This window comes from Pseudomonas sp. NPDC087697 (assembly GCF_044743155.1).
Taxonomy (GTDB): domain Bacteria; phylum Pseudomonadota; class Gammaproteobacteria; order Pseudomonadales; family Pseudomonadaceae; genus Aquipseudomonas.
Genome location: NZ_JBIUVW010000002.1, coordinates 215,308 through 239,127 on the forward strand (window position 1 = coordinate 215,308; position 23,820 = coordinate 239,127).

The 23,820-nt window shown below is 58.9% G+C and carries 21 protein-coding genes; 12 read left to right on the forward strand and 9 right to left on the reverse strand.

Going from position 1 to position 23,820, the window contains the following annotated elements; all coding sequences use genetic code 11:
* Positions 1 to 22: 22 nt before the first annotated feature.
* Together ACIPIN_RS03240 and ACIPIN_RS03245 are read right to left on the reverse strand one after the other, a co-directional pair.
* The gene (locus ACIPIN_RS03240) at positions 23 to 1,045 is read right to left on the reverse strand and encodes a helix-turn-helix transcriptional regulator (protein ID WP_401115267.1); all 1,023 of its coding nucleotides are present in this window, start codon (positions 1,043 to 1,045) and stop codon (positions 23 to 25) included.
* A 128-nt stretch (positions 1,046 to 1,173) separates the two neighbouring features.
* On the reverse strand, positions 1,174 to 3,132 hold the full coding sequence (locus ACIPIN_RS03245) for a methyl-accepting chemotaxis protein (protein WP_401115189.1): 1,959 nt from the start codon (positions 3,130 to 3,132) through the stop codon (positions 1,174 to 1,176).
* Positions 3,133 to 3,516: 384 nt separating this feature from the next.
* On the opposite strand from ACIPIN_RS03245, the gene ACIPIN_RS03250 reads away from it, so the two are divergent.
* Positions 3,517 to 4,008, forward strand: coding sequence for a GNAT family N-acetyltransferase (locus tag ACIPIN_RS03250; RefSeq protein WP_401115191.1), 492 nt, complete (start codon positions 3,517 to 3,519; stop codon positions 4,006 to 4,008).
* Positions 4,009 to 4,078: 70 nt separating this feature from the next.
* Here the strand turns inward: ACIPIN_RS03250 and ACIPIN_RS03255 are convergent, their stop codons facing one another.
* Entirely contained in the window at positions 4,079 to 4,996 is a 918-nt protein-coding gene (locus tag ACIPIN_RS03255) for a LysR substrate-binding domain-containing protein (RefSeq protein ID WP_401115193.1), read from the reverse strand.
* A gap of 210 nt (positions 4,997 to 5,206) precedes the next feature.
* Between ACIPIN_RS03255 and ACIPIN_RS03260 the strand changes: the two genes are divergently transcribed.
* The 3 genes from ACIPIN_RS03260 to scpB are packed head-to-tail and all read left to right on the forward strand — an operon-like array spanning position 5,207 to position 8,590.
* Positions 5,207 to 6,502, forward strand: a complete 1,296-nt coding sequence (locus ACIPIN_RS03260) for an MFS transporter (RefSeq protein WP_401115195.1) — start codon at positions 5,207 to 5,209, stop codon at positions 6,500 to 6,502.
* A gap of 34 nt (positions 6,503 to 6,536) precedes the next feature.
* Positions 6,537 to 7,793, forward strand: coding sequence for a CaiB/BaiF CoA transferase family protein (locus tag ACIPIN_RS03265; protein ID WP_401115198.1), 1,257 nt, complete (start codon positions 6,537 to 6,539; stop codon positions 7,791 to 7,793).
* Entirely contained in the window at positions 7,790 to 8,590 is an 801-nt protein-coding gene (gene scpB / locus ACIPIN_RS03270; protein WP_401115200.1) for a methylmalonyl-CoA decarboxylase, read from the forward strand. Before ACIPIN_RS03265 ends, scpB begins: the two co-directional genes overlap by 4 nt.
* Before the next feature lie 56 nt (positions 8,591 to 8,646).
* Here scpB and ACIPIN_RS03275 read toward each other — a convergent pair whose 3' ends face one another.
* Together ACIPIN_RS03275 and ACIPIN_RS03280 are read right to left on the reverse strand one after the other, a co-directional pair.
* A complete protein-coding gene (locus tag ACIPIN_RS03275; RefSeq protein WP_401115202.1) occupies positions 8,647 to 9,000 on the reverse strand; it encodes a BON domain-containing protein in 354 nt (117 codons plus the stop codon).
* Between the two features lie 250 nt (positions 9,001 to 9,250).
* Positions 9,251 to 11,110: an APC family permease gene (locus ACIPIN_RS03280; RefSeq protein WP_401115205.1), complete on the reverse strand. Its 1,860-nt coding sequence runs from the start codon at positions 11,108 to 11,110 to the stop codon at positions 9,251 to 9,253.
* A 762-nt stretch (positions 11,111 to 11,872) separates the two neighbouring features.
* On the opposite strand from ACIPIN_RS03280, the gene ACIPIN_RS03285 reads away from it, so the two are divergent.
* The 7 genes from ACIPIN_RS03285 to ACIPIN_RS03315 all read left to right on the forward strand — a co-directional run bounded on the left by ACIPIN_RS03285 (position 11,873) and on the right by ACIPIN_RS03315 (position 19,081).
* A complete protein-coding gene (locus ACIPIN_RS03285; protein ID WP_401115270.1) occupies positions 11,873 to 11,956 on the forward strand; it encodes a potassium-transporting ATPase subunit F in 84 nt (27 codons plus the stop codon).
* A 60-nt stretch (positions 11,957 to 12,016) separates the two neighbouring features.
* A complete protein-coding gene (kdpA, locus tag ACIPIN_RS03290; protein WP_401115208.1) occupies positions 12,017 to 13,744 on the forward strand; it encodes a potassium-transporting ATPase subunit KdpA in 1,728 nt (575 codons plus the stop codon).
* 16 nt (positions 13,745 to 13,760) lie between these two features.
* A complete protein-coding gene (kdpB, locus tag ACIPIN_RS03295; protein ID WP_401115211.1) occupies positions 13,761 to 15,848 on the forward strand; it encodes a potassium-transporting ATPase subunit KdpB in 2,088 nt (695 codons plus the stop codon).
* Positions 15,849 to 15,860: 12 nt separating this feature from the next.
* Entirely contained in the window at positions 15,861 to 16,484 is a 624-nt protein-coding gene (kdpC, locus tag ACIPIN_RS03300) for a potassium-transporting ATPase subunit KdpC (protein ID WP_401115214.1), read from the forward strand.
* A 598-nt stretch (positions 16,485 to 17,082) separates the two neighbouring features.
* A complete protein-coding gene (locus tag ACIPIN_RS03305) occupies positions 17,083 to 17,577 on the forward strand; it encodes a Spy/CpxP family protein refolding chaperone (RefSeq protein WP_401115217.1) in 495 nt (164 codons plus the stop codon).
* A 112-nt stretch (positions 17,578 to 17,689) separates the two neighbouring features.
* Complete coding sequence (locus tag ACIPIN_RS03310; RefSeq protein WP_401115220.1) at positions 17,690 to 18,178, forward strand: GFA family protein; 489 nt, start codon at positions 17,690 to 17,692, stop codon at positions 18,176 to 18,178.
* 99 nt (positions 18,179 to 18,277) lie between these two features.
* Positions 18,278 to 19,081: a MipA/OmpV family protein gene (locus tag ACIPIN_RS03315; protein ID WP_401115223.1), complete on the forward strand. Its 804-nt coding sequence runs from the start codon at positions 18,278 to 18,280 to the stop codon at positions 19,079 to 19,081.
* 212 nt (positions 19,082 to 19,293) lie between these two features.
* On the opposite strand, the gene ACIPIN_RS03320 is transcribed toward ACIPIN_RS03315, so the two are convergent.
* The 3 genes from ACIPIN_RS03320 to ACIPIN_RS03330 all read right to left on the reverse strand — a co-directional run bounded on the left by ACIPIN_RS03320 (position 19,294) and on the right by ACIPIN_RS03330 (position 22,045).
* Complete coding sequence (locus tag ACIPIN_RS03320) at positions 19,294 to 20,571, reverse strand: ATP-binding protein (protein ID WP_401115226.1); 1,278 nt, start codon at positions 20,569 to 20,571, stop codon at positions 19,294 to 19,296.
* Positions 20,572 to 21,279, reverse strand: coding sequence for a winged helix-turn-helix domain-containing protein (locus ACIPIN_RS03325; protein ID WP_401115229.1), 708 nt, complete (start codon positions 21,277 to 21,279; stop codon positions 20,572 to 20,574). It abuts the gene before it with no gap.
* A gap of 154 nt (positions 21,280 to 21,433) precedes the next feature.
* Positions 21,434 to 22,045: a tRNA-(ms[2]io[6]A)-hydroxylase gene (locus ACIPIN_RS03330; protein ID WP_401115232.1), complete on the reverse strand. Its 612-nt coding sequence runs from the start codon at positions 22,043 to 22,045 to the stop codon at positions 21,434 to 21,436.
* Between the two features lie 210 nt (positions 22,046 to 22,255).
* On the opposite strand from ACIPIN_RS03330, the gene ACIPIN_RS03335 reads away from it, so the two are divergent.
* Positions 22,256 to 23,122, forward strand: a complete 867-nt coding sequence (locus ACIPIN_RS03335; protein ID WP_401115234.1) for a universal stress protein — start codon at positions 22,256 to 22,258, stop codon at positions 23,120 to 23,122.
* Between the two features lie 122 nt (positions 23,123 to 23,244).
* Here ACIPIN_RS03335 and ACIPIN_RS03340 read toward each other — a convergent pair whose 3' ends face one another.
* Positions 23,245 to 23,715 (reverse strand): DUF1289 domain-containing protein, encoded by a 471-nt coding sequence (locus ACIPIN_RS03340; protein WP_401115236.1) that lies wholly within the window; start codon positions 23,713 to 23,715, stop codon positions 23,245 to 23,247.
* Between the last annotated feature and the right edge of the window lie 105 nt (positions 23,716 to 23,820).

Below are 23,820 nucleotides of genomic sequence, written 5' to 3' on the forward strand. Positions count from 1 at the left end.
TGGAAACACGGGTACGCGACACTTAAGCGCGGTGCGTAGCATCCGCAAGTGGGGTCGACGAGCGCAGGACAAAACCTAATTCCACCTTGCTTTTGACGCCGAGCTGCAAGTAGCAATTGCGCAGATAGGTGCGCACTGTTGCCGGACTCAACGCAAGGATTTTGGCAATTTCCTTGTAGGAGTGGCCGGCGGCGAACAACATGGCGGCCGTCCGCTCGCGTGGCGCAAGCACCGCCCCGCGCGACTGCGTCTCGAGTGACAGAATGACATGCTCCGCGTTAGGACTCAGTGTCAGTGCACAGCGGCCCAGGCGCATTACGCTGGGTGCCTTTTGCAGTTGCGCGATCACTTCTGCTGGAAGCATTGAACCATTCCACCCGGGCAACTCGCGCGCAATGGCTGCACACAACCTTGCCCCCACGTAAAGCAGACTGCCGTCCATACGTGCGACCCCGAAGTCTGTCGCCCCGCTGCCCGTGTCAAACCGGATCATGTCTTGCACCTGAAATCGCCACAACTGCAACAGGTGGTCGCAGAAGGCCGAAAACAGACTGGCCTCGATCTCGTTGAACGCCGGTGCATGAGTGCCGCGGTAGAGACAGACGAAGAACATCAAGCCGCTTTCGGGCAACTCGAAGGTGATGCACATCGGGTGGTAGAGGTCGTGGCGCCGTGCGAACGCGTTCACTTCCTCGTTGGGGTCGGTGAAGCCGCTGTCACGCACGACCTCACCGGGTTGACTCAACGTGTCATGGGAGAATTTGTCGCTGCCCGCACTCTTGTGCCATTCGGCGGCAAACGACTCGGGCAGATTGATGCGCCCGTGCATCCAGCTTTGGGGCGGAGTACTGGCGTCTGACGTGGACATCTCGCCCCACCACGCCGAAGCGAAGGGCACCAGTTGACGAAACGCCTGCAGGCCGTCTGCAATGAATTGGGATGCACCACGCTCTCGAGCAAGACGACCCAGGTGTAAAACGCAAAGATTGAACGCTTTCAGCGTTGCCATCGACGCCTTGGCGCCGAACTCATCACCCTCCTCCATCGTTCCGATCCCAACTGCTGCATGGCCTGTCATTCCGACCATGCCATAGGCCGAGCAATCGCGTCCACCCCGCGCTGGAAGCTTATGTGGCTGCGCTATATCGAGGAGCATTCCCGGCTCTCCGGCGGCTATAAACGGAAGCGCAGCACCAGGGCTTGCTGGTTGTTGGCCACTTGCTGCAGGTGCTCGCCGCTGCTGCGGGTATGCGCCGCATTCCTCCGGTTGTCGCGGGTCATGTCGTGCAGGCGGTGCATATGCTGATTCACTTCCTGCGTGGTTCCGGCCTGTTCGTTCGCAGCAACGGCGATCTGCACGGCGAGGGCGTGCACGCCTTGCAGGGAATTGTCCAACTGGCTGAACGAGGTCAGCACGACCTGGGTTTCACGCTCCAGCGTCTGTGCTTGTTCGGCCGAGGCCTGCATCGCCTGCAGGGCTTCGGTGGAAGAGCTTTGCAAGGTGTTGGTGATGGCAACGATTTCTTCGGTGGCGCTGCTGGTGCGTTGGGCAAGGTTGCGCACCTCGTCGGCGACCACAGCAAAGCCACGGCCTTGTTCCCCGGCGCGCGCGGCTTCGATAGCGGCGTTGAGTGCCAGCAGATTGGTTTGTTCGGCAATGCCGCGGATCACCGCGAGCACGGTGCCGATTTTCAGTGCGTCGCTGGTCAGGGTATCGACCACTCTGCCGGCCCGGCCGATGTCGTTCAGCAAGCGTCCCTGCTGGCCGATCATCTGTTGCAAGGTGCCTTGCATCTCGCCAAAGGCACCCCGTGCGGCAGTGCTGCCGTGTGCACTGTCGGCGGCGTTGCGGGCGATTTCTTGCACGGTGCAGGACATTTGCTCGACGGCGCTGACGACCATTTCCAGCGACTCTTGCTGCAGGTCGAGGCGTTCGCTGGTTTGCCCGGCGGCGCTTAGAATTTCGCTACTGGCCTGACCGACGTCCTGGCTGGATTGGCGCAGACGCTCAATCACATCGCGCCAGGCCTGGGCCATTTCATGCAGGGCCAGCATCAAGCCGGCCTGTTGTCGATGTTCAGTCGGCAGGTTCAGCTCGCCTGCGGCCAAGCGACGGGCCAGTACGGTCATATTGCTCGGTTCACCGCCCAGCGGGCGCATCACACTGCGGCTGACCAACCAGGTGGCGATGACAACGGCGGCGACGGTCAGCAAGCCAAGCAGCAAGACTTGCCACATCAATTGGCGCACCGGGGCGAACGCCTGGGCCTGATCCATTTCGGCAATCAAGGCCCAGTGGTTGTCATCGAAGGCGACGGGGACAAACACCTTCAGCGCACTATTGCCGTCCAGCCCCGCTTCGGCGATGCGCCCCTGTTGGCCCGCCAGAGCATTGCTGACGGCGTTGCCAGTGAGGCCGACTTGCGCATTGAGGCTGCGGTTGACCTGGCGTTCCGGGAAGCGTGCCGAGTCCGAGCGCAGGCTGGCATCGCTGCCGACCAGATAAGTTTCACCTTTTTCACCCAGGCCCTGGCGGGTTTGCATCACGTTATTGAGCGGAGCGATGGGTAACTCCAGCACCAGGGTCATTTCCAGCGCACCGTTCGACATGACGGGGGCGGCCAGATACTGGGTCGGCTCCTTGCTCTGCGGGCTGTACTGCAGGTCGCTGATCAACACTTTGCCGCTATCGCGGCTTTGCTTGACCAGACGCGCCAACGAGGTATCGCGCAGGCTGTCTTCGCTGAGATTGTGCTGCTCGTCACTGCCGCCCTGCAGACTGAGCATGACGGTGCCATCGGGCATGATCAGTTTCAGCTCGCGGTAACCAAAGGTGCTGATGAAGTTTTGAAAAATCGGACTGTCATAGTGGGCGGTGCTGATCAGCGCGGTGTTGTCCAGTCCCTGGTAGTTGTTACTCAGGTTACTGGCCAGGGTGCTGATCTGGTTGCGCCGCTCCTGCCAGTTATCCAGCAATTGCTGCTGTTTGATATGGGCAACCGCCTCGAGAGCGTTCAGCGTCTGCTCGCGCAGGGCCGTACTGGCTTGTAGGTAGACCGTAAAGGCCATGCCCAAAACCGGGATCAATCCGATCAGCAGGTAGCTTAGGGCTAACTTCAAGCGTAACGGCATGTTCAACGACTCCGCGGGTAGAAGGGTTACAGATTAAGAGGCTTGTAAATTATTCTGCAAGAACTGTGCAAATTATCGAACATAATGAATTGTCTTGGCCTGATGAGTCGCTGATCTGGCTTGTAGAGCGGGCCGGACAGTGCGGGAGGAAAATCGCCGCTGGTTTTGTAGACACATCTGAAGGGCTTCTTCAGCGTCTGAAGGAGAACGCGCAGGCGTTGGCTGGTACCCGCCAGGTAACGTTGGGCGAGCTACTCAATCCAACATCCCGAACACCGACAGCGCGTGCGCCGCGGTCGCTGTATGGCGTGCTTTTATTCAATCTGTGTCTAACATTCTGCTCTTCATCGCCCTAGCATCGGCCGCTCCGTCCAGGTGCATACGATGAAAGAGATTCCCGGCAACATCGATTTTTCAGGCTTGACGGCCCGGCGGCTAGGGCCAAATGACCGTGAGATTATTTGTGTGCACCGCGAAACGATGTTCCTTGAGGCGGGAGGAGACCCATCGAAGTTGCGGGTGATGACTGAGCACTTCCGGCCCTGGTTGCACCAGCGTCTATTCGATGGCCGCTACTACGGTTTTGCGCTGATGGACACAGGGCAGCCCGTGGCGGCGATAGGCATGATGAATATCGACTGGCCACCTCATCCGTCCCATCCGACCCTAGACCAGCGCGGCTATGTGCTAAACGTTTTCGTCGAACCCGCGTACCGGCGCCGGGGCCTGGCTTCAGCCCTGATGAAGTTGGCCGAAGCCGAGTTTGCCCAACGCGGAATGAGTTTTGCCGTATTACACGCGACCAAGGCCGGCAAGCCGGTGTATGAAGGACTGGGCTGGGCAGCGACCTCTGAGATGGCGAAAACCGTTTCGTGATTTCACTGCCTGTCTCAGGAACCTGTCGGCATAAAGAACGCGTTGCCCGAGGCCCACGCAACCGCACTCGTCATTGTCCGTCCGCCCACCCCGGACGCCGTCCAAAGTCCTCGAAAAGTTCAAAAATGGTCGCCTTGACCTTTTGCACAGCGTTGCTCTGCACGGCGGTGTCAGGCCAGCACAGGGATAGATCACGAGTGAACAGTCGATGATCGATCCTGGCCAGCTTGAGCTTATGTTGATCCAGTTCAACATGGGCGGCCGCCCAAGGCAGGATCGTGACACCGAGTTTTGCCAGAACGGCTGAGAACAACAGGTCCGTGGAGTTGGCTTCGAACTCAACCTCACAGTGCAGACTGGCCTCCTGCAGTGCCGACTCGACTCGACTGCGAATCGTGTTCGGTGCACAGGGCAGCACCAGCGGCATCTTCGCCAGGGCGTCGATCGTCACGGGCCCATCGGGTAACGAAAATTCCGGCCATGCAATCAGGTACAGCGTTTCGGTGAGCAGCTGCTGCGAGATCATCCCACGGGTTTCGACCACATCGACATTCACCGCGAGCGCCACCCGCCCCACCGTGATCAGACGGCCGAGATCGGCACTCGGGGCATCGATCAACTCCAGCTTGATACCCGGATAGCGACTGCGAATCGTGCGAGCGAGCGGAATCGCCAACATGCGAGCCGTACTCGACGGCATGCCGACCGATACCTTGCCCTGCGGGAATTCGGCGTCCTGACGCAGTAGTTCCTGGGTGCCATCGGCCTGGCGCAGCAGTTCGATGGCATGCCGGTAAAGCGTCTGCCCGGCCGCAGTGGGAACCACGCCATGCACGCTGCGCTCGAGCAGTTGCATGTCCATATCCAGTTCCAGATTGCGCATCTGCTGACTGATCGCGGGCTGCGCGATATGCAGCGCTTCACTGGCGCGGGTGATGTTGCCGCACTCAACCACCTTGATGAAATACCGCAACTGGCGCAGGTCCATGAGGGGGTTTCCAAAGAATCTGACTCTATACAAAATTCCGATAGGACTAAAGGAATTTCATATTTGTTGCTTATGGCATGCGCTGCCTAGACTGATTTCACAATAAACGAAGCGCTGACGGCTGCCACAGCCTCGCAGCGCCTCAATAGGCCTGATCAAGGTCAATGGGAGATCTTAATGTCTAGAGCATTAACAGCATCAGCAACAAGCGTGAAGCCGATCAAAACGCCCCTGACCCGCGAGCAGATTCGCGGCTTCTGGACCGTCTACCTGGGTTGGGTGCTGGATGGCGTGGATTCGGTGATCTTCGCACTGGTCTTGATTCCCGCCCTGACCGAGTTACTGCCCAACTCGGGCATAACCCCAACCCCCGCCAACATCGCCATGTACGGTTCCGTCTTGTTCGGGCTGTTTCTGATCGGTTGGGGCCTGTCGTTTATCTGGGGGCCGCTCGCCGACCGCTTTGGCCGGGTCAAGATGCTGGCAGCCAGCATTCTGGTCTACTCACTGTTTACCGGGGCCGCTGCTTTCTCGGAGAACATTTGGCAGCTGGCGGCGTTTCGGCTGATTGCCGGGATCGGTGTCGGCGGCGAGTGGGCACTGGCCGGCACCTACGTGGCCGAGAGCTGGCCGGAAGACCGGCGCAAGATGGGCGCGGGCTACCTGCAAACCGGCTACTACTTCGGCTTCTTCATTGCTGCGTTGCTGAACTACACCGTCGGCGCAACCTACGGCTGGCGCGTGATGTTTCTGTGCGGCCTCGCACCGGCGGCGGTTGCGATCTACACCGCGTTGAAGGTCAAAGAACCTGCCCAGACGCACAAGGCGGCGCACCACGTCGAACGTTCCCACTCTCCAATCGCTTGCGCACGCACCTCATGGTGGGAAATCTTTGCACCGGCCTTTCGCCGACGCACACTGACCAGCTCTGCCCTCGTCGGAGTCGCCATCGTCGGCTTGTGGGCCGGCTCGGTTTACGAAGCGACGGCCGTCGTGACACTGGCGACCCGCGCCGGTATCGACCACGTCGGGGCAGTTCATCTGGCGTCCATTGGCGCGGCGGTGTTGTCGCTCAGCACGATTCTCGGCTGCCTCGTGGCGCCCTGGCTAGCCGAACGACTGGGGCGACGGGTTGCGCTGGGCATCTACTTTGCGGGCATGGCCACGTCGATCGTGTTCGCGTTCGGCTGGGTGTTCTACATGGACGACGGCCTGCATCTGTTCATGGTGTCGCTGGTGTTCCTTGGTTTCTTCGGCGGCAACTTCGCGATTTTCTCGCTCTGGCTGCCCGAGCAGTATCCGACCCGGATACGCGCCACGGCCTTCGCTTTCAACGCATCGGTCGGCCGCTTCATCGGCGCGGGCGTCAACTTCCTGCTGGCCGCGGCGATCCACTGGCACGGCTCGCTGGGCGCGCCTATCGCCTGGACGGCCGCAGCCTTCGGGCTGGGCATTCTGATCCTGCCATTTGCCGTCGAAACCCGTGATCAGCCGTTGCCGCAATAAAACAGCAGCGCTCAAACATTCACTGGAGAACCCTATGCAAGCTTTGCAAGGCGTAAAGATCGTCGACCTGAGCCGTGCGCTGTCGGGGCCGTTCTGCACCATGGTACTGGCGGACCTCGGCGCCGATGTGGTCAAGATCGAACCCGGCCCGACCGGCGACATGAGCCGGACCTGGGGCCCGTTCGACCGGGGCGTGAGCACCTACTACCTATCGTGCAATCGCAATAAACGCGGCATGTGCATCGACTTCCGCAATCCCCAGGGGTTAGCCACGATCCAGCGGCTGATCGATGATGCCGACGTGGTGATCGAAAACTTCAAACCCGGCACCCTCGATAGCATGGGGCTCGGTTATGACGTGCTCAGCGCGCGTAATCCGCGGCTGATCATGGGCAGCATCAACGCCTTTGGCACCGACGGGCCGATGAGCAGTTGGCCGGGTTTCGACCAGATCGCCCAGGGCTACTCGGGGCTGATGAGCCTGACGGGGTTCGTCGATGGCGATCCGACCCGCACCGGCACGGCCATCGGCGACCTGACCTCGGGCATGTGGCTGGTGACGGCGGTATTGGCCGCCCTGCTGGAGCGCGAACGCACCGGGCACGGCCAGCATGTCAGCACGTCGTTGCTGGCCAGCCTGGTCGGATTGTTAAGTGTGCACGGTCAACGCTACCTCAGCCTGGGCGATGTCCCCCGCCGCACGGGCAACGCCCATTCAGTCATTGCGCCTTACGGCGTGTTCCAGACGCTGGACGGCCCGCTCAATCTGGCGCCAATCACTTCGGCCATGTGGGGACGCTTATGCGTGCTGCTCGATTTACCGACGCTGCCGGACGATCCGCGCTTCGCGACCAATGAAGCCCGGGTCGCGCGGCGTGACGAATTGAAAACCATCCTCGAAAGCCGTTTAAAGACCCGCAGTAAACGCGCGTGGACTGAACTGTTCACCGAGGCAGGCTTACCCGCAGGTCCGATCAACACACTCGACGAAGTATTCGACGACCCGCAGGTGCTGCATAGCCAACTGACCAGGACACTCATGCACCCGACACTCGGCGCACTGCGTCAGGTAGTGACCCCCGTGTTCAGCGCAACCGACGCAGCAGAACCTTCGCCTGGCGCCGGCCAGCGACCACCGCCCCTCCTCGGCGAACACACCCTCGAAGTACTGCGCGAGGCCGGTTTCGACGCCGCGTCGATCAACGCACTGTTGGCCGCGAAAGCCGTATTCCAGGACACCAACGATTCGCCAGCAATGGCTTCCGAGCAATCAACAGGAACAGCCCAATGACCCCGACGCAAACCTCTTCCGCCACCGTGACCGCCAACATTGTCGATGAACGAATCGGTCGGCTGGTCTTCAGCAACCCCACCCACCGTAACGCCCTAAGCGCACAACTGCTGACGGCCCTCGACGAAAGCCTCGCTGCACTGGCGTCACAACGCATACCGGTGGTGATACTGGGCAGCGAAGTGGGCCAGCCCGTCTGGAGCGCCGGCCACGACATCCGCGAACTGCAACATGACCGCGACCCGATTGCCTACGGCAAGCCACTCGAACAAGTGCTGCGCCGCATCCGCGCCTACCCCGGCGTGGTGATTGCCGTGGTATCCGGCTCGGTGTGGGGAGGTGCGGTCGACCTGGTGATGAGTTGCGACCTGGTCGTCGCCGATCGCAGCGCGAGCTTTGCGATGACTCCGGCAAACATCGGCTTGCCTTACACCACCAGTGGGCTGCTGCGTTTCTTCAACAACCTGCCAATTCACGTGTTGAAGGAAATGTTTTTCGCTGCGCAAAAGCTCGACGCTGAACGCGCTGAACGCTTCGGTGTGGTGAACAGGCTGGTCGACAGCGACGCGCTGGAGGCGACTGCGCTTGAACTGGCACGCACGATTGCTGGCAAAGCACCGCTGGCCATTGCGGCGGTCAAGGAGCAGTTGCGCATCCTCGAAGACCTGCAACCGATGCCCGTCCAGGCGATGGAACAGATCGCAGAATTGCGTCGGCAGGCGTGTGAGAGCAGCGACTTCGATGAGGGGCTGGCGGCATTTTCGGAGCGCAGACCCGCAGTGTTTTGCGGTCGGTAGGACACTCTGCGCCCCGCTCCCCAACCGGGAGCGCGGCGCTCACAAGGTTGCCAGCGTTATTTGTCATCCATCTTTTTTTCCGACGATTGCGGCCGATACTCGGTGCTCTCTTCAGCGTTGGGAGCCTCGGGGAGATGCCCTGGAGTGAACACATGAGTCAGCAAGTCTTTGGCATCGATTTCGTTGACGCCATTCACCGAACGGGCGAGTTCTACCACCCGTTCGCACTCTTTATGGGTGTTAACCCGGCCGCTCAACGCCACCGTACCCGCAAGTGTTTTGACATTGACATGCATGCTGAGAGTCGGTTCTGAAAATGCCAGGGCCGACTTCACCCGGGTAGTAATCCACGCGTCGTGAACGGCCATTCCCAGATTATGAGAGTAATGCTGGAAGGAGTGAGTTTTCATGGCAGGACCCTCTTTCGTGTCATCGGACGTACTTTTCGTCCTATTTGCTGTGCTGCCCTCTGCCTGTCGGGCGAGCGTTATGGATACCTGACTCGATTTGGAGTACTCGCCACGCAAACACGGACACAGGTTAATTATAGTGCGGCCGTTGCGAGCGGTCAGAACGCTGCCTCGTGAACGTCCAGCTGGGTCGTGCTGTTTTAATCAAGCACGTTAAATATCGTGCATAACATCCTGCCGCCACTGCCTTTTAATGAAGTTTGATCGGCAGAATAACCAATGGAATACCCTCAAGGTGCAGTCTGCGTTGCAACACCAGAGGCGTTTGGTTGTGCAGCCATTCGGCAAACCACCACCCTTCTGGCAGGATGAGTTTGTTGCTGAAGCAGACACACTCGGGCAAACGCGAAACGATTTCCTTGAGCAGTCCTTCCAACTCCGCAACCGGGTCAATTCCATAGCCAATCTGACGAGTCGAACTGACCCCACTCTTGGCGCAAAAAGCTTCCAGTTGGTTCATTGATTGATCAAACAGGGCTCTCTTTTGTTGCATCGTATCCAGCGGGCCCAGCACATCAGCTTCAACCTTGATGATCCCGATAAAGAGGATGTTTTTGAATCTGCCCGGGAACAGTCTCTGCACCCATAGAAACGTATGGATTCCCGCCCCCCAATGCTCCGTGGCCAGAATCACTGCCGTCGGACTGCCCGGGAACGGTTCCACCCCACGGATTGCCGATAACGATTGAGCGGGCAAGGCGAAGTCGGTATCCATCTGTGTGCGCAACTTTTCCACCCTGCGATAGTGGCGTCGAACAACGACACAGCCACCGATGATGATCAGCGTCAAACATAACGTTGCCCACCCGCCTTCAAAGAATTTTTCAGTGAGCGTCACCAGCAGAATTCCAGTTGCCACCGTGAAACCTGTGGCCGCAATGAGTATTCGGCTGATCCAGCGACCCTTGAGTTCATGCCGGTGCTGCCACCAGTAACGACACAGCCCGGCCTTGGCCAGGGCAAGACTCAAAAAGACATTGATGCTGTACAGCACAACCAGCAGTCCGAGTGAGCCACGTGACAAGACTAGAACAATCAAGGCGCAACCTCCGACGAAGACCACGCCGTTTTGTCTCACCAGGCGGTTCGAGAGATTGCAGAAACGATGGGGCAGCCAGGAGTCGGCGGCCATGTTACCGAGCAGCGACGGCGCAAAAATCAGGATGGAGTTGGCCGCGACGAAAAGGATTGCCCCTTCGAGCACAAGGGTGAGCAAGAGCAATGCGTTACCGACGTTTGAGTCGATCCCGAGTTGGTCGATGATCGCTTTGAACACCACTGCATTCAACGTCTGCCCGTAGGCCGGTTCAACACTCCACAAGGTATATAAAAGGATCATGCCGCCGGCGGTGAACGCCAGCGAGATGCCGACATAGAGCAACGTCGCTCTGCCGGTTCGGACCCGAGGTTCGGCCAGCAGGTTGACGTTGTTGGCGATCGCTTCAGGCCCCGCATACGTACTTCCCCCCAGGGAATAGGCGCGTAGAAACAACGCCGCGACCATAGGCCAACCCAGATCATGTGAAAGTGCCACGGTGTCGGCCGTGCTCTGCACCCACGTTGTGACCAGACCGCCAGCCTTCGACACGACGCCATAGATAATCAGGGCGCCGTGCATCAACAAGAAGCCCAGTGCAAGCGGCAACAGAAAGCGTATCGAGTCCTGAATGCCACGCAGATTCAAAACAATCAGTAACAGGATCAGAGCGATCTCGATCAGCAACTTATGCGCCTGGGCTTCGGGCGCAAGCAAGCTGAACAACGCATCTGTACCGCTCACCACCGATACCGCAATGGTCAACACATAGTCGACGAACAAGGCGGAACCTGCCACCACACCGAGCCGGCGTCCCAGCAGCTTCGAGACGATCTTGTAGTTTCCGCCGCCCGAGGGAAACAGCTCGACCACCTGGCTGTAGGCCAACGAAATGATGAAGACCGTCACCACCGTCGCCAGTGCGAGGAACAGCCCCAACTCGGGGTGGGCACCCAGCGCAAGATAGGCTTTCTCCGGGCCGTAACTGGCAGAAGACAAACCATTGGCCCCCAACCCGGCCCAGGCCAGCAGCGCGACCAGCAGAATATGACGCCGTGCATCCGGCGCCAGCGGGTCCCGTGCAGGCCCGATGATCCAGCCTGGTACTCGTTCCAGTTTGAGCATAACCGCCACCTTGAGTTGATCGAGTGCAAACCTGGCACCCGGTGGGTGAGTCCATTACCAGTGATGCTGTGCTCACAAAGAGGAATTGACTGACCTTGCGACACCTGAACCTGAGTGTAGCTACAGTTCCGACAACGCTATTTACCCAACTTTCACGCCTCTCAGTGCCCAACCCCAAAATCACTGGATTTGCATAAAGAGCACACCACCTGGCGCGCTAATCATTTACGGTTTTTTTACGTAATTACCGACAAAAACAATGTTGTCATTATTTGGACGGATGCACGGCTACCTATACTGACACTGCACGAACAAAATATGAAAGCCCGCCATTAAAGCGGCCCTGAAACGATCTAAGTATAGAGGGTAATATCTATGCTTCTAACAGCACTCATGCTCGTTATCATGATCGGGTTTTATCTGTTTTTCGGTGTATTGATCAGTTTTTCCGAAAGGGTCATCACCACATCGAAAACCACGGACAGCAGTCACTCTCTGCCTGCGCTGCCTGACCGGCAGTGAACTCCGCCCCCCTCTATCATGACGAGCCAGTCAAAAAAGATCAGGTCGCAGCGCAAAACGGTACGAAGTGTTAGTTCGGCTGTTTCCCGGCAACGGCCAGAATTTCAACTGTAACCAGGAGAATTCGACATGGCTATCGACCTGCTTCTTGCGCTGGTCTTTGTGGTCATCGTTTACCTGTTCTATGCCGTCATTCATCCGGAAAAGTTCTAACGCGCCTATTTATAAACAATAGAAACATCAGACTATTCCGCTGTTTCAGGAGTAAACACGATGTCGCATATATGGCTAAAAATCATCATTACACTGGTGGCCACACTTGTACTGAGCATCGTGGTCGGACGGTATCTGGCCAGAGTCGTTACAGACCAGAAGACGGTGTTCGATCGCGTGTTCGATCCCATCGACAACCTCAGCTATCGGCTAATCGGCAAGCAGGCGTGCAGCCAGCCGATGAACTGGAAGCGCTACACCATCAATATGCTCGCGACCAACCTGATCATGGCCATTGTGATCTACCTGATTCTGGTCTTTCAGAATTACCTGCCGCTGAACCCACAGAATTTTGCCGGCATGGAGCCGATTCAAGCGTTCAATACAGCAATCAGCTTTATCACCAATACCAACTGGCAGAGTTATGGTGGTGAAAGCGCGTTGTCGAACTTCAGCCAGATGGCGGCCATCACCTTCCCGATGTTCACCTCGGCAGCCACCGGCTTCGTGGTCGCCATTGCCTTTATTCGGGCCCTGCTGGTGAAAGACGGCGGCGCCAACCTCGGCAACTTTTACCGCGACATGATCCGCTTCACGACCCGCGTGCTGTTGCCGGTGGTACTGCTGCTGAGCATTTTCCTGATCTGGCAAGGCGTGCCGCAGACGCTGGATGCCAGCGTTGCCTTGACTCCAATCCAGGGCGGGCATCAGACGCTGACGCTGGGTCCGGTTGCCGCGCAAGAAGCGATTGAAAACCTCGGCACCAACGGCGGCGGATTTTTCAACGTCAATGCGGCTCATCCGTTCCAGAACCCGACGCCGTTGACCAACTTTGTGCGGCTGCTCTTGATGGCCAGCCTGCCTGCTGCATTGGTGGTGATGTTCGGCTGCATGATCAAGAACCATCGTCAAAGCGCGGTGATCTATGGCGTCATGGGCCTGATGCTGGTGGGCTTCCTGATCCTTTGCGTAGTACCGGAACAGGCCGGTACACCGCTATTGCAACAGTTGGGTATTGAAACCCACGCCAGCGCCTTGGAACCGGGCGGCAACATGGAAGGCAAGGAGGTTCGCTTCGCGATAACGCAAAGCAGTCTCTACGCCGCCTATACCACGGCCTTTACCACCGGCTCCATCAACTCCATGCACGACAGTTTTACCCCCATGGGTGGCCTGCCGACCCTGGTGCAGATGATGTTGCAGTGTGTGTTCGGCGGTAAGGGTGTGGGCTTCCTGAACTTCCTGATCTACGGCTTGATCGGGGTCTTCGTCGCCGGCTTGATGGTGGGACGCACGCCGGAATTTCTCGGCAAGAAAATCGAGAAGCGCGAAATCATTCTGGTGTCGCTGGCCTTGCTGATTCACCCGCTGGTGATTCTCGCCCCTTCTGCATGGTCCATGGTCATGCCTTACGGTGTGTCTTCGCTCGGTAATGCCGGCGCGCACGGCTACTCGGAGGTGTTGTACGCCTTCGCCTCGGCGGCGGCGAACAACGGTTCGGCCTTCGGCGGACTTAACGCCAATACGCCCTGGTACAACAGCGCGATTGCCGTCGCGATTCTCATTGGCCGTTATCCACCCATCATTTTCCTGATGGCGGTGGCCGGCTCGCTCGCGGCCAAACCGACCATCAAGGCCAGTGTCGGTACGCTGCGCACCGATACCCCGCTGTTCGGCGCCTGGTGGCTGGCCACGATCATGATCGTCGGCGCCCTGACCTTTTTGCCGGCGCTGGTTCTGGGACCGATCGCCGAGTTTTTCGCCATGAACAAGCATTTGCTGTTCTAACGGTGTGGAGACAGACATGAAAGCTCAAAAAGCATTGCTGCTGAACCCGCGTCTGACGAGCACTGTCCGTAAAGGCCAGCGCCACGGCTATAACGCGGCGCTCCTCAAGCTGATCCTCGTCGAACCGTTGAAAAAGTTCGACCCGCGCCTGCAGATCAAGAACCCTGTGATGTTCGTGGTCTGGCTCGGCACACTGGTGACGGCCGCCTTGACGGTGAACCCGCAGTTGTTCGGGCCGTCTCACGCCTCCTCGCTCTACAACGGGGTCGTGACCTTCATTCTGTTCATCACCGTGTGGTTTGCCAACCTGGCCGAAGCGATGGCCGAAGGCCGTGGCAAGGCCAAGGCCGCGTCGCTGCGTCACACCACCTCGGAACTCAACGCGCTACGTCTGCTGGACAACGGCAAGACCGAAACCGTCCCGGCCGCCGCGCTGCGCAAGGGCGATTTGGTGCGGGTCAATCGTGACGAACTGGTCCCAACGGACGGTGAAGTCGTCGAAGGCGTGGCCTATGTCGACGAATCGATGATCACCGGAGAGTCCGCGCCAGTGGTCAAGGAGCCCGGTTCCGAGGTGGCGTCCACGGTCACTGGCGGTACACGGGTGATTTCCGATTCGTTGATCATCCTTGTCACCGCGTCGCCGGGCCATACGTTCCTTGACCGCATGATCAGCCTCGTCGAAGGCGCCAAGTGCCAGAAGACCCCGAACGAAATTGCGCTCACGGTCCTGCTCTCGGTGCTCACACTGATCTTTGTGATCGTGGTGACCGCCATTGCGCCCGTCGCGGCCTACCTCAACGCCCAGATCAACGTCGCGGACCTTGTTGCCCTGATCGTGGCGTTGATCCCCACCACCATCGGCGCCTTGCTGTCCGCGATTGGGATCGCCGGTATCGACCGCACCATGCGCTTCAACATGCTCGCCATGTCCGGCAAGGCCGTGGAGGCCGCGGGTGACGTCAATACGTTGCTGCTGGACAAGACGGGCACCATCACCATGGGCAATCGTCAGGCGACCGAGTTTCTACCGGTCAGTGGCTGCTCCCGCCACGAACTGGTGCAGGCGTCTTACCTGGCCTCGTTGTTCGACACCACACCGGAAGGCAAGTCCACCAGCGCGTTTGCCACAGCGCAGGGGGCGCACAGCGAAGCCCGCCAGGAAGAAGCGGTGGGCACGGACTTCTCGGCGCAAACCCGCATGAGCGGCACCGACCTGGGCGATGGCCGCGTGATCCGTAAAGGTGCCGTCGACTCCGTAGTGTCTTACGTCAAGGAAAAGTACGGCACGCCGAAGCCTGCGGATCTGCTGCGTATCGCGGAAAGTGTGAGCAAACTCGGCGCGACACCTCTGGCGGTGGCCGTCGACGGTCGGATTCTCGGCATCATCACCTTGTCGGACGTGCTCAAGCCCGGCATCCGTGAACGTGCGGCTGAGCTGCGCGCCATGGGGATCCGTACGGTGATGGTCACCGGCGACAACCCGACCACGGCGAGCGTGATCGCCGCCGAAGCCGGGCTGGATACGTTCGTGGCGCAAGCCACTCCCGAAGACAAGCTCAAGCTGATCCGTTCCGAGCAAGCCTTGGGACACCTGGTCGCCATGACCGGTGACGGCACCAATGACGCGCCCGCGCTCGCCCAGGCGGATGTCGGTCTTGCCATGTACACCGGCACGATGCCGGCCAAGGAGGCAGCCAACATCATCGACCTCGATTCTGACCCGACCAAGCTGCTCGATCTGGTCAGCATCGGCAAACGCATGCTGATTACCCGTGGTGCGCTGACCACCTTCTCCATCGCCAACGACGTGGCGAAATACTTCGCCATTCTGCCGGCGCTGTTCATGGTCGCGTTGCCAGGTCTGGCGGTGCTGAACGTGATGCATTTGGCGACGCCACAAAGCGCGATTCTCTCCGCCCTGATCTTTAACGCACTGATCATCCCGGCGTTGATCCCTCTGGCCTTGCGCGGGGTCAAGTTCATGCCCAAGAGCGCGGAGTCGATGTTCTATCGCAACCTCATGATTTACGGCGTCGGCGGGCTGGTCGCGCCCTTTATCGGCATCAAGCTGATCGACCTGTGCCTGACACCGTTCCTGTAGGAGTGAATGACAATGAACACTGTAGTGTTAACGGCTTTGCGCATGACGGCGGTCACCTGGGTCCTGTGCGGGATCCTCTACCCCTTCGCGGTCACAGGGCTGGAGCAACTGGTCTTCCCAACGCAAGCGAACGGCAGTCTGTTGAAAAACGCCCAGGACCAGGTCATCGGCTCAGCGCTGATCGGTCAACAGTGGGATGCACCGCAGTGGTTCCACGGCCGCCCCTCTGCGACCACGGACACAGACCCCAAGGACCCGACCAAGACCGTACCCGCGCCGTATAACGCCGCCAGTTCCTCGGGCTCCAACCTTGGCCCGACCAGCCAGGCCCTGAGCGATCGGCTGACAGCCGACCGCAAGGCTCTGGAAAAGGACCAGCCGGAGCTGATCGGCCAGCAACTGCCCTCCGACATGCTGACCACGTCCGCGTCCGGCCTGGACCCGGAGATCAGCCCCGCCAATGCCATGTTGCAGGCTGGCCGTGTCGCGCAGCTGCGTGGCGTACCGGTGAATGACGTGCTGAGTCTGGTCAAGGCCCACACCGTTGCCCCGACCATGGGTGTGTTCGGTGAGCCACGGGTGAATGTCATGGCGCTGAATCTGGCCTTGCAAAGGGACTATCCGGCCCATCAATAAACCCTGTTGGAGAGTGCGCTACCGAACAGACCCACCGCAGCAGCTGAGTCAAGCTAGCGAAAGGCAGATCGTTGCCAACAAGGAGGCACGAGTCATGACTCAGCATTCGCAAATACCGTTATACCGACGACTGGCAGTAACGCTCGTCATTGCTGCGGTGGCGGCTGCCGCGCTACCGGCACAAGCGCAGCACGACAATCAACGCGAGGGCTACGGCCGGCAGGTTTACCATCGCGACTATCGTGGTGGCCATGATGACCATCGAGACCATCGTGACTATCGTGACTATCGCGGTGGTGGCGGTGACTATCGCGGTGGCGGTGGCAGCGGCGATTTAGGGGCGGTACTCGTTGGCGCAGTATTGGGAGCAGTGGTCGCGGGTGCGGTACGGGCGCCGCCCGCCGTGATTTACCGGGAACCCCCTCCGCCACCACCACCGGGGGTCAGGTACTACTATCCCAACACGTACAACTCCAATGGATACCCTCCACCCGGCTATTAAGCTCCGTAGCCGCATGAACCCCGAGCGACCGCCGCTCGCACTGATATATCCCCTGCAACGGTCGTCAATTCGACAACTCAATCCGGATATAAAGACATGAACAACTTCGTACTTAAAGCGGCTATGCCGGCAGCGTTGATGCTGGCATTCCTCACCACTTCTGTCTCGGCACAGACGACGGCAGCGAGCAGTCCTGCCGCACCGTCACAGACGGCTGCCAGTCATGCCAAAAAACACGTAGACGTTGTCGAGAAGAAGATCCACGAACTGCACGCCAAGCTGAAAATCACCGACAAGCAGTCAGCACAATGGGATGCCTATGCGCAAACCATACGCGACAACGCTCACAACGCCGATACTGCCTTTCTGGAGCGTGCGGAAAAGCTCTCGTCGTTGAGTGCCGATGACGCGATGGTGACTTATGCCAAATTAGCCCAATTGCACGCAGACAATATGCAGAAGCTTGCAACGACGTTTAGCGCTCTATATGGCACGTTTTCCGACGTTCAGAAAAAAAATGCCGACAAGCTGTTCCGCAATGAGCAGGACAAACGGGAGGACCGGCGCGAGGCAGCGAAGAAGTCTCAGTGAGTCGTTCTTGCTGTACAGCAACGTTCGCGCATTGCGCGCAAAACTTCGCCCCGCTGCATTGGCGAACAGCTAGGCTGTTCCGGGAGTTCCGCAGACCTGTTGGAGGTTTCCCATGCAGCTCGAAGGTTCCTGCCATTGCGGCGCGGTGTCGTTCAGTCTGAGCAGTGCTCATCCCTACCCGTATCAACGTTGCTACTGCTCGATCTGCCGCAAGACTCAGGGCGCAGGCGGTTATGCGATCAACCTCGGGGGCGAGGCGAACAGCCTGAAGGTCCGTGGCCGCAAACACATCGCGATCTATCACGCCCGTCTCAAGGATGACGGCGCCCGACATGCCCACAGCAGTAGTGCCGAACGGCACTTCTGTTCGCTCTGCGGCAGTGGCTTGTGGTTGTTCAGCCCTGAATGGCCCGAGTTGATTCATCCCTTTGCTTCGGCCATCGACACCCCACTGCCGGTGCCGCCGGAGCACACGCACTTGATGCTCGGTTCAAAAGCCCCGTGGGTCGAAGTCGAGGTACACCCCAAGGATCAGCAATTCGAGGTTTACCCTGAAGAATCCATCGCCGAGTGGCATGAGCGGCTGGGTTTGAGTCGATAGCGCGTTAACAGTCTTTGACAGTTTCCCGACAAAGCTCTCAAAGATTGCCCGACCGTACGCCCCTAGCATGGCGGCATCCTAATCCCTACCGGGTGCCCCATGCCTCCCCTGAAATACCGCAAATCTTTTTACCTGTCGCTTACCTCAATCTGCCTGCTGGCCTCGACCGACCACCTGCAGGCCGAAGACTGGCACTACAGCGTGCACGCCGGTGTTGGCAACGCGCCACGCTACAGCGGCAGCGATGAACGCGTGACCGCGCCGCTGCTGGGCGGTGAAATCGTCAGCCCTTATGGCCTCTTCCTCGACACCGAACGTGGCCTGGGTTGGCAGAACGAATGGGGCAATCTGGCGTTCAGCACCTACATTGGCCCGAGTGAAACGCGCAAAGACCGAAAATCGAAGTTCAAGGGTTCGGACCATCTGGACGGCATGGGCTCGATCAAATCCCGCGCGCAATTGGGCGCCAGCCTCCACTACACCTTGGGCGAAGTGGTCATCGGCGCCACCCTGCAACACGCGCTGAAAAAGAGCGATGACGACCGCGACACCGACTCCGCCTATAACCGACTGGAACTAAGTATCAGCACCAACTTCTATGAAGGCGAATACGGCAGCCTTGATGGCAGTCTGAATAGTGTGTTCGGTGATGCCGACTACGTGCGAACCTGGTACGGCGTGAGCGCGGCACAGGCGTCACGCAGTCAGTTCCGCGCCTACGACACCCATGGCGGGATGGTCAGCCGAGGCGGCGCGCTGACCTGGTCGGTACCGATCAACGACCAGACCGAATTCTCGACCGTGCTGGCGGTGCAATATCTGAATGGCGACGCAGCGGACAGCCCGATCGTCGAACGACGGATGCAAACGTCGTTGGCCGGCCAGGTGAAGTACAGTTTCTGAATATCCCCCCTATACGCATATAACCCGTAGCAGCTGGCGCAGCCTGCGTTCGGCTGCGAAGCGGCCGCAAAACCTGCATCCCGTTTCTTACTGTTGAATCCGGTCGGCTGGGTTTACGACTGCTGCGCAGCCGAACGCAGGCTGCGCCAGCTGCTACGGGTGATGGGTGATGGGTGATGCGGATCGATTATGTGTTGGGCCTGAGGTCTGGCTCAGTCAACCTGCGCCCAGGTCATGCGAAACGACGCGCCACCCCATGGCGAGTCGCTGACTTCAACCTTGCCGCCGTGCGATTGCGACACCCGCCGAACCAGCGCCAAACCCAGGCCGAAACCGCCGGTTCGGCGGTCACGGCTGGAGTCGAGCCTTGAGAACGGTTCGAAAATTTTCTCGCGCCCGTCCAGCGGCACGCCGGGGCCATCATCGTTGACCAGCACTTCATAGCCGTCTTCACCCAGCGTCAGCGACACCTCCACCCGCCGCTCGGCGTAGCGAATGGCATTGCGCAGCAGGTTGATCAACGCCCGCGCCATGAAGCGCGGCTCGATACGCACGTAGTCGACCTGACAAGAGCGGATCAACAACTGCACCCCGGCTGCCTCGGCCTCCAGGGCAACGCTGCCGACTACGCTGTCGAGCCAACTGTGGGCCTGAATGCTTTCGAGACTGATCACCGTGGCACCGCGCTCAAGGCTGGCGTAGGTCAGCAACTCGGAAACCATCTCTTCCAGCTCACCGAGGTCGGCGTACATGTCGGCAATCAGCGCTTTGCTCTCGCTCGGATCGGCCTGTTGCTTGAGTTGATCCAGTTCAAACGACAATCGGGCAATCGGCGTGCGCAACTCGTGGGAAACCGCATTGGTCAGCTCACGCTGATTGGCAATCAAGCCTTCGATGCGCGCGGCCATCTGGTTGAAGTGCTCGGCCAGGACCCGAACGGTCGAACTTTTCGACAACTGAATGCGCGAACTCAGGTCATTGTCACCGAAACGCTGGGCGGCCACTCTGATCAGTTCAAGGTCGCGCCAATGCGGTCGCACCCAGAAGTACAGGACAACGGCCAGAAACACTCCCAGTAAGGTGTAGGCCCAGACATACAGCCACTTGGGCGCCTCCGGGAGTCTGATGTTCAACAACTGCGGGCCGCCATCGATGTTGGCGATAAACTCGTTGAAATCCCCGCGCACAACCAACAGACCGTCAGTCAGGAGTTTTTGCTCTCGCTCAGTGAGATCCAGCTCGCTGCTCTGCACCAGTTTCAGGCGCAGGCCGTAGTGGGTTTTCAGCTCCGCCAGGCGCTCATCACGCGCAATGCCGGTTACCGGACGAAGCAGTTCGACCAGGCTGTAAGCCGGCCCGCGCATGGCTTCGCGGTTATAGGTCTCGTTGGCCTCGGGCAACAGCTCGTCAAAAATGTAATTGACCGTCCAGATCGCCCCTGCGAAGCCGATGGCCAGAATGAGGTACAGACGCAGAAACAGCCTTAACATCTAAAGCTCCCAGGCAAACGGATTAAACAGATAACCCTTGCCCCAAATGGTCTTGATGCACACCGGCTCTCTGGGGTTGTCGTTGAGCTTGCCGCGCAGTTTGCTGATGTACACGTCAACGCTGCGGTTGAGCCCGTCAAAGGCGATGCCGCGCATGCGATTGAGAATGTCATCGCGTGAAAGAATCTTGCCGGCGGCGCTGGCCAGCAGCCACAGCAGTTCGAACTCCATGGTGGTCAGCTCGATGCTCTCGCCCGCCAACCGCACTTCACGGCAGCTGCGATCAATCTGCAACCGACTGAACTCCAGCAAGCCACGCACCGTGGTTTCCGGCGTCTGGCGACGTTGCAACGCACGCAGCCGGGCCAGCAACACCGGCGGTTTGATCGGTTTGATGACGTAGTCGTCGGCGCCAGACTCCAGGCCCAGGATGTGGTCCAGGTCGTCCTCCTTGGCCGTCAGAATCACGATGGGCGTGTCGGACACGCTGCGGATCTCGCGGCACACGTGCAGGCCGCTCTGGCCGGGCAACATCAGGTCGAGCACGACAACCTTCGGCTTGAATTCGAGAAACGCGGCCAGCGCCAGATCGCCACGGTGCACGGTCAGCACTTCAAAACCGTGTTGGGAGAGGAAGTGCGCGATCAACCCCGCGAGCTTTTCGTCATCCTCAACGAGCAGTACCTTGCCAAATGCCTGGTTATCCATAAGTGCCAATCTTTGAGCCGATGATGGAGAGCGCGCATTATGGCGCCAATCTCACCCTCAACCGACATGCCAGACAGCAAAAACCGGCCTCGCGGGCCGGTTTCCAGAGAACTTTCATGTTCTTAAGAGTTTTTAACAATTTGCCTGTTTTCTTTCACAGACTTACCGCAGGCACGCCACTGTGGAAGCGGAACTCGACGTCCGGGGACTCGATCAGTTCCTGTTCGGCGGCGCGAACCTTGTCGATCACCTGAGCAATGTCCTTGGCGTCGCCGTACTGGTAGGCCAGCTTCAGATACCCCTGGAAATGCCGCGCCTCGCTTTTCAGCAGGCCGAAGTAGAACTTGCCCAGTTCTTCATCGAGATGCGGCACCAACGCTTCGAAACGCTCACAGCTACGCGCCTCGATAAATGCCCCGACCACCAGCGTGTCGACCAGTTTTACCGGCTCGTGGCTGCGCACCACTTTGCGTAAACCCGAGGCATAACGACCGGCGGACAGCTGGCGCAGTTCAATCTTGCGCTTTTTCATCAGACGCATGACTTGCTCGTGATGCACCAGCTCTTCCCGGGCCAGACGCGACATCAAATTGATCAGGTCGACATGCGAGTGGTACTTGGCGATCAGGCTGAGCGCGGTACTGGCGGCCTTGAACTCGCAGTTCTTGTGGTCGATCAGCAGGGTTTCCTGGTCGGCCAATGCGGCCTGAACCCAGCCATCGGGCGTGCGGCAGCCAAGGAACTCGTGAATGTCAGGAAGGTTCATCGGGCAGGACCACACAGCGGGATGGTGAAGATTTCGAGGATCGGAAACATGGGGCTCACAGCAAAGAGGTTCACAGCGAAGGGCGCCGATTATACCGGCCTGTCCGCAGACCACCAGCCATCGCCCTTGATATGCATCAAGACCCGGGTTCGCGAGCAGCAACTATAGTTGTGCAACGCAGTGTCTTTTTACTTATCGGAGATCCCGACCATGCAAGCCATCCGCAGCATTCTGGTGGTCATTGAGCCCTCGCCCAACGAAAGCCTGGCCCTCAAACGCGCCAAGCTGATCGCCGGGGTGACCCAAGCGCATCTGCATTTGTTGATCTGCGATAAAGAACATGATCACTCGGCGCTGTTGAGCGTGCTCAAGGCCAGCCTGGTGCAAGACGGTCATAGTGTCACCACCGAGCAGGCCTGGAACAAAAGCCTGCATGAAACCATCATTGATGTGCAGCAGGCCGAAGGTTGCGGGCTTGTGATCAAGCAACACTTCCACGACAACCCGTTGAAGAAAGCCTTGCTGACCCCGGAAGACTGGAAGCTGCTGCGTTATTGCCCCTGTGCCGTACTGATGGTCAAGACCGAGAAGTCCTGGGCCGACAAAGTAATACTCGCCGCCGTCGATGTAGGCAATTCAGACGAAGAACATCGCCGTCTGCACGCCAGCATCATTGATCATGGCTACGATATCGCGAGCCTGGCGAAGGGCCATCTGCATGTGATCAGCGCCCATCCGTCACCGATGCTTTCATCTGCCGACCCGGTGTTCCAGCTCAAGGAAACCATCGAAGCCCATTACCGAGAGCAGTGCAAGGCGTTCCAGGCCGAGTTCGACATCGACGACGAGCACCTGCACATCGAAGAAGGCCCGGCCGATGTGCTGATTCCTCACATCGCGCATAAATTGCAGGCATCGGTCACCATCATCGGCACCGTGGCGCGCACCGGATTCTCGGGCGCGTTGATCGGCAATACAGCGGAAGTGGTGCTCGATTCGCTGGAAGGCGATGTGCTGGTGCTCAAGCCACAGGACATTATGGATCACCTGGAGGAACTGGTGACCAGCGGTAAATAAGGCGCCTGATGGATCGCCATCGCGAGCAGGCTCGCTCCCACATTGAATCTCTAGCGAACACAAATTTTGTGTACGATTTCAATCAAATGTGGGAGCGGGCTTGCTCGCAAAGCTTTTAAAGATCAGCCGCCAAACGCATCCTTCAAAAACCCCGGCGCGATGTAGCGCTGGTAATGCGCCTCGGACAGCAGGAAAAACTCCCGATCGATGGCATCGCGCAGTTCGGGCAGACTCCAGTCACGAAACTCCGGCAGCAACACCATCCCATAGGCTTCCAGATTGTTGATTACCCGTGCGCCACGGGCAATCAACTGATAGGCCCAGCAATATTCCGACTGATGAGGCACAAAGCGGATTTTCCGCTGCTCCAGCTGCTCACGCAGGCGCCTGCTGTCGAAAATTTCGAGCTTCCCGGCCATCACTTGCACCAACAGCTGCTCAAGACGCAGCCAGACGGCGCGCTTTTCTTCCTCGTTGTAACCGTTCCAGTGAATCACTTCATGGTGGAAACGCTTGCAGCCACGGCACACCAGATCACCGTAAACAGTGGAACAGAGGCCGATGCAGGGAGTCTTGATGGTCTGATTGGGCATAGGTAGGCAGAACGCGAAAAGCAAAACAGGTCGGCATGTTAGCCCTTTGTCTAACATTCATCACCCCTCAAAGTTCAGGGACGAACTTACCTTTAAATTTTTTTT